This window comes from Paenisporosarcina sp. P4_E4_2 (assembly GCF_056401595.1).
Genome location: NZ_JBFUJC010000053.1, coordinates 1 through 12,617, shown reverse-complemented (window position 1 = coordinate 12,617; position 12,617 = coordinate 1). Strand labels below are relative to the sequence as shown.

Sequence of the window (12,617 nt, the reverse complement as noted above, 5' to 3'; positions counted from 1 at the left end):
GCCTTCTTTAATGCGATTGCCCAAGGAATCGATGTGAAAATTGTGGCCGATAAAGGCCATAATGAAAAAGGGAAGTCCTACTTCACATTTGTAATAGGTGCTGATAAACAGGATGAAATCAAAACATACAGTGATTTAAAAGGAAAACGCATTGCAGTTTCAGGGGAGCATGGAGTTGACGATTATATATACCATCTAATGCTTGACCACGCAGGTCTGTCGAAGGATGACGTCGAGTTTGTTCTTATGCCGGATTTCGGAAACATGATGGCAGCCATCGAAAACGGCTCCATTGATGCAGCTTTGAATATTGAACCTCTAATCACGCAAGGCGTTGCCGAGGGTATTCATGTTCGATTAGGTGATGCAACCGACTTTGCACCGGAAGCTCAAATTGCCATGGTACTAGGTTCACCGCAGTTCATGAATGACGAGCAGGACGTGTCCTTACGTTTCATGGCAGCTTACTTGAAAGGTGTAAGAGATTACAATGATGCCTTCAAAAAAGGCGAAGGCACAGATGAAATCATCGACATCATGACAGAATACACTGCTTTAAAAGATGCAGCTGTTTGGAAAGATGTATTTGTCACTGGACTTGATCCAAATGGCAAAATGTTCACGGATGATATTCGTGATCAGTACGAACTGTATAAGAAGAATGGTGCAATTAGAGGCGAGTTTGATTTTGATGAAGCCATTGATACAGCCATTACGGAAAAAGCAGTTAAAATCATTGGCAAATATGAATGATAAATTTCAGTCCATGACGGGTTGCCATACGGCATCTTTCATGGGCTTTTTATTGGAAAGAAACTTGAAAGATTTTGTTTGAGGAGTATGATGTAATAAGAGTTACAGAACAAAATGAAAGAAGATGAAAAAATGGATGCACATTTCTTTGGCATACTACTTGAAATTATTTTGATTAATATCGTATTAAGTGGCGATAATGCCGTCGTCATTGCGCTAGCAAGCAGAAAATTATCCGAAGACAAACGCAAGAAAGCCATTTTCATTGGAACAGTGGGTGCACTTGGATTGCGTGTAGTGCTAACATTTGCGGCTGTCTATCTTTTGGAAATCCCGTTTGTAGAAATTATTGGTGGATTATTGTTGTTATATATTGCATTTGATTTAATTAAATCTGCTAATGAAGATCCAGATTTGCACTCCTCAGCGTCGCTGTTTGGCGCTATTCGTACGATTATTTTTGCTGACTTAGTCATGAGTCTGGATAATGTACTGGCTATTGCAGGAGCTGCAGAAGGAAATATCGTCTTGATYGTCATTGGACTGGCTATTAGTGTGCCACTGATTATTTTTGGTAGTCAGCTCATTATGAATCTAATGGATAAATACCCACTCCTTGTGTGGGCGGGTTCGGGCATCATTGCCTATACTGCTGGGAAAATGATGGTTGATGATAAATATGGCCATTTATTTGTAGAACGTACTTGGCCAATTCTTGAATATATCATCCCGATTGCTTTTGTGTTATTAATTGTTGGGTTAGGTACTGTAGTCAAAAAAAGACAGCAAAAAGAAGTTCTTACTAAATAAAAATGAGCTGCTCCTTCGTGATTGAAAAATCACGGGTAGCAGCTCATTTTTTTATTTATATGGAGAGCAGTTATTTTGAAATATATCCTTTTTTAAAAACACATTTAGATGTGTGCATTTTTGACTCCTATATTCACATATTCTTAGTGATGCCAGTGTGTATTTTATTTCTATTTGAAGGCTTCAAAACTTAGGAGTATGGGTAATGAAAAGAGGAACTTTATGATAAACTTAACGTACTATTTTCTTAATTTTCCAACTTCGTATATAGAGAGGGTGTTTTCATGTTTACTACGTACAAAGTTAAGCCGTTTTTTGACGAAATGTTGAAGGCAAGCGGAAAACCGAAGGACCATTATCAAAAATTTTATGAAATGCTCCATAATTTTTCTGCTGATGAATTGAAAGAAAAACATGAAACAGCCCAATTATCGTTTTTGAGACAAGGCATTACTTTTACTGTCTATCATAATAATGTTGGCGCTGAACGCACAATGCCTTTTGATTTTGTGCCGATCATCATCCCTCCAGAAGATTGGGAAACAATAGAAAAAGGAATGGTACAACGTACAAATGCACTCAATTGCTTTTTGCACGATGTATACAATGAACAGCAAATCATTAAAGACGGGATTATCCCTAAGGAACTGGTTGTGGACAACCCTCATTATTACGTTAAACAAGTACAGGGAATAAAAATTCCATTGAATAATCATATATTTCTTGCCGGAATCGATTTAATCCGGGATGAAAATGGCAAATACTTAGTACTGGAAGACAATTTACGAAACCCTTCAGGCATTTCGTATGTTTACCAAAACCGCTATGTAATGCGTCAGGTATACCCTGAATTTTTTGCAAAACATTCCGTTCAGACTTTGGAGCATCAAGTGACTTATTTACACGAAGCGATTATGGACCATGCTCCTGAAGGGGTAGACAATCCTCGAGCAGTTCTACTTACTCCAGGTATTTATAATTCGGCTTACTATGATCATGTGTTTCTGGCACAACAAATGGGTCTACATCTGGTTGAAGGCCGTGACTTATTCGTCTCCGGCAACATTGTTTATATGAAAACGATCCGTGGTCTTGAAAAAGTGGATATCATTTATCGTCGAATTGATGACGACTTCCTGGACCCTCTGGCGTTCAGGGAAGATTCAACATTAGGCGTTGAAGGTTTGCTTGAGGCTTATCGTCAAGGAAATGTGGCAATTTTGAATGGAATTGGCAATGGAGTGGCGGATGATAAAGCGATGTATGTCTACGTGCCAAATATGATTCGTTACTACTTGAAAGAAGACCCAATTATTGATAATGTCATGACTTACCGTCTTGATCATGCCGAACAGCGAAACTGGGTACTGGAACGATTACACGAATTGGTAGTTAAAAACGTAGGGGCATCAGGAGGCTATGACATGCTGGTAGGGCCTCATGCAACCTCAGTGGAAATCGAGGAATTCCGTGAAAAAATTCTTGAAAACCCTCATCAATATATTGCACAACCGACGATAAAATTATCGAGAGCTCCTTCCTACCAAGGGGAAGAATTCTATCCTTGTCACGTGGATTTACGAGTGTTTGTCATGAGAGGAAAAGAAACACATGTATTCCCAGGGGGGCTTTCCCGAGTAGCATTGAAAAAAGGATCCCTTGTCGTGAATTCATCGCAAGGTGGTGGTGGTAAAGATACATGGGTTATGAAGTCTGGAGGGATGAGCTAATGTTAAGTCGTGTAGCAGATTCACTCTATTGGATGGCACGGAATATTGAACGTACAGAAACAAACGCGCGAATTTTGGACGTTCATTTAACACAGATGGTTGAGACTTCGAGTGAAGATTTGTTAGACGGTAAACACTGGCAAATAATGTTTGAAGCGTGTTCAACTAAAGACGAACTAGATAAGCTAAAAAGTAGTGAAGATGTTCAAGATGAAGATTATATTCGTTATATAGCCTTCCATATAGATAATTTTAATTCAATATACAGTTGTGTTCGCGTAGCCCGGGAAAATGCACGAATCAGTAGGGATCACTTGCCGAATGAACTATTTGAAGTTCTGAATGATCTGTATCTGTTTACCATTCAAGCAGAACAGGAAAGTTTTTCAATTCATCACTTACGCACGTTTTTGCGTAAAGTGAAATTGACGTGCCTGACTGCCCAAGGGATTATTGAATCTGGTATGTCCCGCAGTGTCGCATATCGCATGATGAAAATCGGGAAGTGGTTGGAACGTGCAGAAAAAACGGCACGTATTTTAAACGTGGTATGTGAACAGACACGGGAAACCCAGTTGTTTTACAAAGGCGACGATTACTATGCATGGTTATCGGCACTTCGCATGTTGAATGGCTATGAAGCCTATTTGAAAGTAAACCGTCCCAAGATGGATCCGAAGACCATCTTAACTTTTTTAATTACTGATGAGTCGTTCCCACAGTCGATTCATTACAATATCAATCATGTAAGGGCAGCCATTGATATTTTGGAGAATGCAAAAGTTGCACATTATTCTTCCGAATTATATTACGCCCTTGAGAATGTGAAAAATGAATTTGATGAAATGTCCATTCAAGAGTTAAATTCTGATGATATGCTGGCCTTTTTAAACACGTTTCAAAACAAATGTAATGAAATTGGACAAATTTTCTCGAAGACTTATTATTTAATTGAACCAATTGGTACGCAACGACAAGTTCAATTTTTAGATTTTCCTCAACAACCGATTACAGAAAAAGCTTCCTCCATGAAATACAAAATTGAACATACCAACATTTTTGATTACGATTCATGGGTGGATCAAAGCATGAACTCAATCCGATTAAAGCCCCGTACGGATGAGTGTCAACGATTGCTGTCATATCGAACGGATATTAATCCGGTTGCTCTAACGAAAGAACATGTGGATATTTGGGGGAACAGTGTCGAATCATTTTTTATAGCGGATCATCATAAGCATCTGGAAGTTAAGGCAACTTCCATTGTTAGCATTCAAAAGAGTCCTTGGATTCATCGCATTGATTATTCACCGGAAATGTATGCAATTTTCCATTCCGATTTATTCAGCAGTCACTATTTAGCTTATTTAAGTAATACGGCATACACCTATTTAACTCCAGAACAAATGGAACAAGTCGATAAGGATACCGGACAGATGGCCAATCCTGTTCAATATGCAATTGATGTTATGGGTTATTTGTTCAATCGTTTTACGTATGACGGTTCCTCGACAAATGTTTCAACAAAAGCGTTGGAATCCTTTGATTTGAAGAAAGGTGTTTGCCAGGATATTTCTCACATCATGCTTGGTATACTTCGCGCTAAGCACATTCCGGCAAGGTACGTCAGCGGATATTTGTATGTCGGAGAAAATTCGGCATTAGTTGGGGACGCAGCAAGCCATGCATGGGTTGAAGTCATGGTACCCGGTATAGGCTGGGTAGGACTAGATCCAACAAATAATGTGGAAGCACTTGAAAACCATATTCGGGTTGGCGTGGGTCGTGATTACGGGGATGTCAGTCCGGTGCAAGGGGTTTACCGAGGTGGCAGCCACGAGCTTGATGTGAAAGTATCCGTCAGTTTAATCGATCAATAAAAAGAAGCCTTGACGACAAACTGTGCGTTAAGGCTTTTTTGTATTTTTTCAGCCACTGGGAACCGTGATTTAAAAGTAGTGTGTTTGTGCCGATGCCTCCAGAGAACTTCCATAATAAAAGCCAAGTAGCGAATCATGAATGCTACTTGGCTTTTGGTTATTTGTTATCTTTAAATTCTTGGTCGTCCCCGTCGGAAAATTCAACTTCCAAATCGAATTCCTTGTACTCTTCCACGCCAAAGGCCTTTGCCACTTTTTCAATGACTTCTTCTTTACTCATGTCTTTCGTAAGTGCAAGCTCTTTAAAGAGTGGTTCAAGCTTTTTATAAGCTTTATCTCCCGACAAATTTAACGATTCCAGCTTATTCAAGTACTCCGCTTCAGTCTCGGATACATCCACGTCAAACGAAACATCAATTGCGTCTTTCTGATCTGCCGTATCTATATTTAAATCAAAAGAACGGAATCCAAATTCACTTTCGGCTTGTTCCCCGGTAGGTCCATTTTTCACTTCCTCCTTTTCTCCGCATGCGCTTAACAGCAACGCAGTCGTTAATAGGAAGGGTCCATAAAAAGCATATTTTTTAGTCTTCATGATTTGTTCTCCTTTCAAATTGTTGAGTTGGTTTAGTTTAGTACAGTATGAGTATCGCTCAAGTATAAGAATTTTAAACTGTTTGTACGTAGGCAAGTTATGTGCAAATCGGTTTGAAATTCGAGATAATAGGAAAACTAACTATTGAAAGGATGATGACTGATGACAACCTATACAGAAATCACAACAATTCCAGAGTGGGAAAATGTTCTTCAACAATCAAAAGAAAAGCCTGTCTTACTGTTCAAGCATAGTACTACTTGTCCTGTGAGTGCTGCTGCTTATCGCGAATTCACTTCATTTGWAACGGGTGTTGACGCTTACTTAGTGAAAGTCATCGAAAGTCGTCCAGTATCGAATGAAATCGAAAGTAATTTAGGCGTTCAGCATAAATCACCACAAATTTTCATCGTGTCGAACGAAGAGCCAGTCTGGCACGCTTCTCACTGGAACATTACCGAATCAAAAATTGGTCAGGCTATTCAAAGTACCCAAGGATAAGATAAAAAACGAAACTCACTCACTCGAGTGGGTTTTTACTATTTAATTAGTAAATTACTGAATATTCATGCTTTCCACTTGTGTTTATAGTAATATTCTCTTACAGAGCAATAGTTAACAATAATAAATTGAGGATGTGCACAATTGTGGATGATATTTTAAAAGTAGGTAAATATTTGGTGGATCATGCAGAAGAAATTGTTACAGAAATGATGGATTCTGCACTTAAAAACGTGGAATTCGAAGTAACGGATGAAATGATTCAGCAATCAATCAAAATCAATGTCGAATTTTTGACGTTATTGGTTGAGTCATTTGAAGATAGCAATGAAGTAGCTGCTGTGGAATTGGTCAAATGGAGTAAAAAGAATGGAGAACAACAAGCTGCTATGCTTTCTCAATTATCGACAATGATCAAACCTTATGCAAAAAATCGTTTGATGTACTTGGAAAACATTAATAGAATTTCGATGGAGCATGGTTTATCGACAGAAGATGTTTTGAAAATCAACAATCGTATAAGCTATCTACTGGATGTCAACATGATTGAAACGATTTTTGCATATGAGGCTTACCGTGATGACCAATTGAAAGATCGCCAAAAAGAAATCAACGAATTGTCTGCACCAATCGTACCAATCCAGCATGGTATTGCTGTTTTACCTTTAATCGGTGTTATTGACTATTCACGAGTCCAGCATTTATTGAATAATGTTCTACCGACTATACCAACTCTAGACATAGATCATTTAATTATTGATTTTTCCGGTATCTTAACGATTGATTCAGAAGTAGCCCAACATATTTTCACGATTCATAATGTGTTGCAATTATTGGGTATTCACATCATGTTTACTGGAATTCGGCCGAACTTATCAATGGCAGTAGTTCAAGCAGGAATTGACTTTACTTCATTCAATACATATGGCAGTGTGAAACAGGCAATTGAAAGCTTAAGATAAAGGTTGTGAGGTGAAATGCATGGTGAAATTAGTAAAACCAAGTGTGGACTTGAAGCTGGCTTATATGTCTCTCTATGAGGAATGGAAAGAAAGCGAAGAAGAAATGATTCCTTGGGTAWTCGGTAAAGACCCCACAGATTTTGAAGGAATGGTTTCGTCCTTACTGGAAGCTGAAAAAGGGATTGGCTTACCCGAAGGATGGGTGCCTGATTCGACCTACTGGTTAATTGATGAGGAATACCGCATTCTAGGAGTGGTCAATATTCGACATTCGTTAACTAATCACTTGATGAACGCCGGTGGACATATTGGCTATGGTATTCGTCCATCTGAACGCCAAAAAGGATATGCAACAGAAATTCTGAGATTGGCTCTTGAAAAAACAAGAGAGCTTGGTATCAATCGTGKTTTAGTCGTATGTGACGCAATTAATATCGGCTCTGAAAAAACCATCCGAAAGAATGGTGGCGTCGAAGACAAAGACTTTGTTGAAGATGATGGAAATGTGATTAAACGTTATTGGGTTGGCTAAAACTTTCTCTATTGGTGAACTGTGTATAACTGATAGATTTTTAACGCTATTTGTGATAGCATTACACTCTAAAGAAGTGAGGACGTGACTGAATATGATTAAGATTGAAATGCCAAAACCAGACTTAACAATTGTTCAACGTGAACAAGACCGATCAAACGACGAGCCAGAAATTCCATCAATTTATGGTTTCATCGACTTCCATCAAATTGCACGAGACAAAGGCGGCATCATCATGTTTTACAACAAAGCAGATGAGCTTTTGTTCGTTGGGAAAGCACGTAAAGTAAGACAACGTGTAAAAAAACATTTTGAAGATAATGTTTCACCACTTAAAGAGCACCGTGATGAAGTAGCGAAAATTAAAATTTTCTATGTTGATGATGCAATGGAACGTGAAATTTATGAGACCTATGCCATCAATAAATTTGTTGCGAAATACAATGTCGATAAAAAGTTTACACATTAATTATTGAAAGCTGTCCTGTAAAGGACGGCTTTTTTTATTGTTTAAAATTTGATTTCGCTTGAGGTTGTGAGACGTTTATTGTTAAATGCCTCATTTTAACTAATTAATTGATCCAGTTTGATTGATAAATTTCTCCTCATACATGATTTTGAAATTGCAAAGTTTATCACAAGAGCAATCATTGGTTACTTTTAAAGTAATTATTTTTACTGTAAAAAGAAAACTTGTTGCATTATAAAGTAATTTAAATTACTATTAAAAGTAATAAAGGGGGATTGGATAATGGATAATATTCGTTTAAATGTCGCTTTACTCAGAAGAAAAGTTCCAAATTTAACAACCGCAGCGAAATCAATTGGCATTCGGCCAGCAACCGTGTCTAATTTATGCACGGGAAAAATTGATTTAGGAAAAGCGGAGGTTCGCACTTTGGTTRGTCTTGCATCACTTGCTAATTGTTCAATAGACGAATTAATCATTCGAGGGGAGAAATTGAATATGATTGAAACGCAAATTAAGACTTTGGATTTCTTTGCACCGCTTGTAAAAGGCGGTACGACAGGTATAGTGGCTCGTCCAGGCATGGGGCAAGTGGTGATCCTGGCTGAATTGATGCATCGCTTTAAAGATAGCGACCTCACTACAGTCTTTTTACTGCCGAAAGGGAGTCATCCTGAACTTGAAGGGACAACTGAATTGGCTGATATCGTCACAACTACGATCAATGAAACATACTCGACTTTAACTTCACAAAATGGAGAAGTGATATTCATTACAGACAAGAGTTATATCGTGTCTGGTGAACTGTTGGACTTACAGGAAAAACTAGTTGCAGAACGCGTGCAAAATGTAACAACCATTCTTGTAGATTTATCTGGGGAAGTGGTGGACGAAGACATGCCATATGGTCCACTTGAAACATTGTGGCAACTGGATGCGGATTTGGCAAGCCGTCACCAATACCCAGCTGTCCACCCGATTTATTCAACTTCCTCGATTTTGGAAGGGATTGATTTGGACCAACGTCATTTTAATTTGAGACAGCGTGCACAAAAATTGTTGCGTCGCTACCGTGAATTACGATCAGTAGTAGCTGTGCATGGCAATGAGAAAATTCCTGCATCCGAGGTGGAAACATATCAACGGGGAGGACGGCTGGAAGCATATTTCACGCAACCATTTTTTGTTGCAGAATCTGTTACGGGCCAAAAAGGAAAGACAGTGGCATTGTCACAAACATTGCAAGACGTTGAAGCCATTTTAGATGGCAAGGCGGATCAACTTTCAATTGACGAGCTGAAATACAGTGGAAGTTTAACGTAATGAAAAAGAGTGGGAATTTCCCACTCTTTTTTTGTGTACATTTCAAGTGATTAAAGAATTGCTAGGTCGTCCGTGGCAAGAAAGCAGAATCCATCTTTTATTTAAGCTAAAGCTGATTTTTAATAAGATTACTTTTGCACCTAGCAAGCCGCAAGAAAGAGTATGGTCAAAGGTAGTTTGACCATATTCTTTGCTCAAGCGGAACATGCATTCAGCCGAAATGTACGATGAAAAATCCTCTTTATTAAAAATCAAAAGAAGTTAAAAGTGCCAAAAATAAAGGGAATGAGTCCGTGTTTAGCGAAATAGTATATAGTTAGAATAATTAAACTATTAACTAAAGGGGAGAAACTCAGATGACGTTCAAAGTTCAACGAATAGAAGATTTGAAGAAAGTAGACGTATCGCAGCTGGTAACAGAAAGTGAAGAAGAAGGTTACCGTTTCTTGACTCGTTTAGTACATGATTATGAAGATGGATCAAATACGTTCAACAAAGATGGGGAAGCACTTTTCGGAGTGTGGGAAGGTCCCGATAAATTAGTGGCAATCGGCGGCATCAATCAAAATCCGTATACGGAAAACAAAGATGAAGCTCGCTTAAGGAGATTTTATACACTCGGAGTTGCCAGACGACAAGGGGTAGGATCTCAATTACTCACCGAACTTGTGAACCATGCCAAAGGAAATTTTTCAAAAATCACGTGTCGTACTGAATCTGCAAAAGCAGATGCTTTTTACCGGGCGAACGGATTTGAAGAAACTCATGATACGCCTGATACGACACACGTGATGAAACTCGGTTAACCATCATGTAAACCAGTATTTATTTGTGGAAAACAAAAACCTTTAAGAGGAACAGGATTGGCCGGCTCCTCTTAAAGGTTATTCAACGATCTCAAAGGTTTTTAGCATATGATGAAATCTTGCTCCATGTCCTTCAGCAGCTTCGAGGAAATAGTACTGCGTGATGACAAAGCTTCCATCTTTCCCGTTACTGATGACATAAGCATGAACGATTTTGCTGTTTGCTTCATTCCCTGCTGCACCATGTAACTCAAATCCTTTTACGGGTTCCGTTACTTCTACAATATCCCGGAGCCCGGGAAAGTCTTTTTTTAGCTCGGTTCCAAATTTAGCAACAAGTTCTTCTGGTTTCTCATCGGGAACTTGCCTGATTTCCATCGTCACTTCCGGATAATTTTCAGGCACTGGGTAAACAGGGGTAATGATATCTGATTCCTCACCGTGGGTCAGCTTGTAGCGTGTCTCATCTACATAAATCACATATCCCGAATCTTTCCCTTTATTTAACTGGACTTCAGTTTCTTCATCCTCTCCCTCGATGCTTTGAATCGATTCTTTCTCAGGGAGAAACATGTCTTTCATCTCTTTCATAAAAGCCGATCCTTTATCCGTTTGCAAACTGAGTGCAATCAACATTGCGGCAGTAAAAGTGATGAACAGTGGAATTGCCTTATTCCTCTTTTTCACTTTGCTCATTCTTCCTTTCATGTCATTAATACTACATTTGACTTTATTTTGACAAAAAAGTTTTAATCTATAGAAAACATTTTATTAAAAGGGGCTATGCTATAGAAAGCTGTTGAAATAGAATAAAAACCGAGGGAGTGCATTTGACCTTGCTTGCCGCACGAACGTGAAGTTTGAGGCCAACAGGTATGTGGTTTTCATATTTGTTGGCTCAGGTGACTAGCGCAAATGTGCGATTAACAATACCTATAAAAAATCGGAGTGATATTAATGGCAGGTGTAACAGGAATTGGTGGAGTGTTCTTTAAAAGCGAGGACCCAATAGCCTTGCGTAACTGGTATAAAGAAAAATTAGGAATTGATTCGGATGAGTACGGCAAAATGTTTCTGTGGAATGCTGTAAAGCCACCTGGTATAGGGAGGACGATATGGGCGCCGTTTAAAGAAGAGACGACTTACTTTGAACCATCACAGAAGCAGTTCATGATTAACTTCCGCGTAGATGATTTGGTTGAATTGGCTGAAGAACTTCAAACGAAAGGTGTCGAAATCCTAGCACCTATTTTGGAAGAAAGTTACGGGAAATTTGCACACATTTTAGATTTGGAAGGAAACAAAATCGAATTGTGGGAACCTATTGGTGAAAACATTGTAGATTTGGCGAATGAAGAGACAAGTTGAAAAATTAAACCTCGGCTATGCGACCTTCGGTATATTTTCTTGTTATTGGTTACATTTGAGCGAAATGTATGTAGAACAAAAGAAAACTAGAATCATTCGACAAAATGTCGCTTGTTCTAGTTTTTTTGTTGTTTTATGTTGAAGTAGATACGAATGAGGGCAATGAGTACAAGCAGTCCTGAGCAAACCCATACAAAAAGTATGGAGAGACCCAAACCGATATTTGCACCGATTGCGGGATGAGATTGTTCATCAAACAGGGAATAAATGAATGGCCCGCTAATTCCTATAAATAAAGTGATGGCGACAAGCCATCTTTTTGGAGACATCAGGGTGCTGGAAAAGAGAATGGTACCCAGTATAAGGGGGATCAGCGTTTGTAATAATTGAATCATTGTTTGAATGGGATCGGTCATTACRAAGCTCTCCTTTCTTTAATCCATTATATGTTTGATATATCAATCTATGAAGGCGTTATTCAAAATAATAGAGAAAGAGGCTTACTCAATAGTGAGTCAGCCTCTAGTCATTTCATTCTCTATATACCCTCTAAACTCATTAATGTTTTTTCGTATTCCATTAATGCTTCGTCTAGTAATTGAAGTCCTACATCAATTTGTTCTTTTGTGACGATTAACGGTGGGATCGGATTACTAAAGTGTCACTTCTCCTAACACGATGTCCGGTCGCTTCTTCAATCCATTTTTCTAACATGAACTCACTCCTCGAAATATAACTATTCCTGTTATTTTTGAAGAACTTTCCACGAAGCGCGTGAAATTTCTTCGAGTTCTCCCGCATCGAGTTTAAACGTTAATGCACCGACATTATCTTGTGCGTGATGAACTTTAGTGGCACCGGGAATCGCAAAAACCGTTTCTCCATGAT

The 12,617-nt window shown here is 38.7% G+C and carries 14 protein-coding genes and 1 pseudogene; 11 read left to right on the top strand and 4 right to left on the bottom strand.

Going from position 1 to position 12,617, the window contains the following annotated elements:
• The 4 genes from AC1DSB_RS06350 to AC1DSB_RS06335 all read left to right on the top strand — a co-directional run.
• Nucleotides 1-753: ABC transporter substrate-binding protein (locus AC1DSB_RS06350; RefSeq protein ID WP_477586141.1), on the top strand; the 753-nt coding region annotated here is incomplete at its 5' end.
• A 114-nt stretch (nucleotides 754-867) separates the two neighbouring features.
• The gene (locus AC1DSB_RS06345) at nucleotides 868-1,563 is read left to right on the top strand and encodes a TerC family protein (RefSeq protein WP_016428476.1); all 696 of its coding nucleotides are present in this window, start codon (nucleotides 868-870) and stop codon (nucleotides 1,561-1,563) included.
• Between the two features lie 284 nt (nucleotides 1,564-1,847).
• On the top strand, nucleotides 1,848-3,293 hold the full coding sequence (locus AC1DSB_RS06340; RefSeq protein WP_477532266.1) for a circularly permuted type 2 ATP-grasp protein: 1,446 nt from the start codon (nucleotides 1,848-1,850) through the stop codon (nucleotides 3,291-3,293).
• Nucleotides 3,293-5,173, top strand: coding sequence for an alpha-E domain-containing protein (locus AC1DSB_RS06335; RefSeq protein ID WP_477532265.1), 1,881 nt, complete (start codon nucleotides 3,293-3,295; stop codon nucleotides 5,171-5,173). The genes AC1DSB_RS06340 and AC1DSB_RS06335 overlap by 1 nt, the downstream gene beginning before the upstream one ends.
• A gap of 157 nt (nucleotides 5,174-5,330) precedes the next feature.
• Here AC1DSB_RS06335 and AC1DSB_RS06330 read toward each other — a convergent pair whose 3' ends face one another.
• Nucleotides 5,331-5,768 carry a YusW family protein gene (locus tag AC1DSB_RS06330; RefSeq protein WP_342542293.1) on the bottom strand — a complete coding sequence of 146 codons (438 nt, stop codon included), beginning with the start codon at nucleotides 5,766-5,768 and terminating at the stop codon, nucleotides 5,331-5,333.
• Nucleotides 5,769-5,930: 162 nt separating this feature from the next.
• Between AC1DSB_RS06330 and ytxJ the strand changes: the two genes are divergently transcribed.
• The 6 genes from ytxJ to AC1DSB_RS06300 all read left to right on the top strand — a co-directional run bounded on the left by ytxJ (nucleotide 5,931) and on the right by AC1DSB_RS06300 (nucleotide 10,361).
• Nucleotides 5,931-6,269, top strand: a complete 339-nt coding sequence (ytxJ, locus tag AC1DSB_RS06325; RefSeq protein WP_477586138.1) for a bacillithiol system redox-active protein YtxJ — start codon at nucleotides 5,931-5,933, stop codon at nucleotides 6,267-6,269.
• Between the two features lie 146 nt (nucleotides 6,270-6,415).
• Entirely contained in the window at nucleotides 6,416-7,231 is an 816-nt protein-coding gene (locus tag AC1DSB_RS06320; RefSeq protein ID WP_477532262.1) for an STAS domain-containing protein, read from the top strand.
• 19 nt (nucleotides 7,232-7,250) lie between these two features.
• A complete protein-coding gene (locus AC1DSB_RS06315) occupies nucleotides 7,251-7,763 on the top strand; it encodes a GNAT family N-acetyltransferase (RefSeq protein ID WP_477586136.1) in 513 nt (170 codons plus the stop codon).
• 94 nt (nucleotides 7,764-7,857) lie between these two features.
• Nucleotides 7,858-8,232, top strand: a complete 375-nt coding sequence (locus AC1DSB_RS06310) for a nucleotide excision repair endonuclease (protein ID WP_016428469.1) — start codon at nucleotides 7,858-7,860, stop codon at nucleotides 8,230-8,232.
• A gap of 282 nt (nucleotides 8,233-8,514) precedes the next feature.
• Nucleotides 8,515-9,555 carry a helix-turn-helix domain-containing protein gene (locus tag AC1DSB_RS06305; RefSeq protein WP_477586134.1) on the top strand — a complete coding sequence of 347 codons (1,041 nt, stop codon included), beginning with the start codon at nucleotides 8,515-8,517 and terminating at the stop codon, nucleotides 9,553-9,555.
• A 356-nt stretch (nucleotides 9,556-9,911) separates the two neighbouring features.
• Complete coding sequence (locus AC1DSB_RS06300) at nucleotides 9,912-10,361, top strand: GNAT family N-acetyltransferase (protein WP_016428467.1); 450 nt, start codon at nucleotides 9,912-9,914, stop codon at nucleotides 10,359-10,361.
• A gap of 78 nt (nucleotides 10,362-10,439) precedes the next feature.
• Here AC1DSB_RS06300 and AC1DSB_RS06295 read toward each other — a convergent pair whose 3' ends face one another.
• The gene (locus tag AC1DSB_RS06295) at nucleotides 10,440-11,048 is read right to left on the bottom strand and encodes a hypothetical protein (protein WP_477532259.1); all 609 of its coding nucleotides are present in this window, start codon (nucleotides 11,046-11,048) and stop codon (nucleotides 10,440-10,442) included.
• Nucleotides 11,049-11,318: 270 nt separating this feature from the next.
• On the opposite strand from AC1DSB_RS06295, the gene AC1DSB_RS06290 reads away from it, so the two are divergent.
• Nucleotides 11,319-11,729: a VOC family protein gene (locus tag AC1DSB_RS06290; protein WP_477532258.1), complete on the top strand. Its 411-nt coding sequence runs from the start codon at nucleotides 11,319-11,321 to the stop codon at nucleotides 11,727-11,729.
• 116 nt (nucleotides 11,730-11,845) lie between these two features.
• Here the strand turns inward: AC1DSB_RS06290 and AC1DSB_RS06285 are convergent, their stop codons facing one another.
• Complete coding sequence (locus tag AC1DSB_RS06285; RefSeq protein WP_477532257.1) at nucleotides 11,846-12,145, bottom strand: hypothetical protein; 300 nt, start codon at nucleotides 12,143-12,145, stop codon at nucleotides 11,846-11,848.
• A 329-nt stretch (nucleotides 12,146-12,474) separates the two neighbouring features.
• Nucleotides 12,475-12,617 (bottom strand): annotated as a pseudogene (locus AC1DSB_RS06280) (aldo/keto reductase); the annotation flags it as partial.

Coding starts and splice junctions, on each gene's coding strand:
- AC1DSB_RS06340 (WP_477532266.1), top strand. CDS start 1,848: ATGTTTACTACGTACAAAGTTAAGCCGTTTTTTGACGAAATGTTGAAG.
- AC1DSB_RS06335 (WP_477532265.1), top strand. CDS start 3,293: ATGTTAAGTCGTGTAGCAGATTCACTCTATTGGATGGCACGGAATATT.
- AC1DSB_RS06330 (WP_342542293.1), bottom strand. CDS start 5,768: ATGAAGACTAAAAAATATGCTTTTTATGGACCCTTCCTATTAACGACT.
- AC1DSB_RS06310 (WP_016428469.1), top strand. CDS start 7,858: ATGATTAAGATTGAAATGCCAAAACCAGACTTAACAATTGTTCAACGT.
- AC1DSB_RS06300 (WP_016428467.1), top strand. CDS start 9,912: ATGACGTTCAAAGTTCAACGAATAGAAGATTTGAAGAAAGTAGACGTA.
- AC1DSB_RS06290 (WP_477532258.1), top strand. CDS start 11,319: ATGGCAGGTGTAACAGGAATTGGTGGAGTGTTCTTTAAAAGCGAGGAC.
- AC1DSB_RS06285 (WP_477532257.1), bottom strand. CDS start 12,145: ATGACCGATCCCATTCAAACAATGATTCAATTATTACAAACGCTGATC.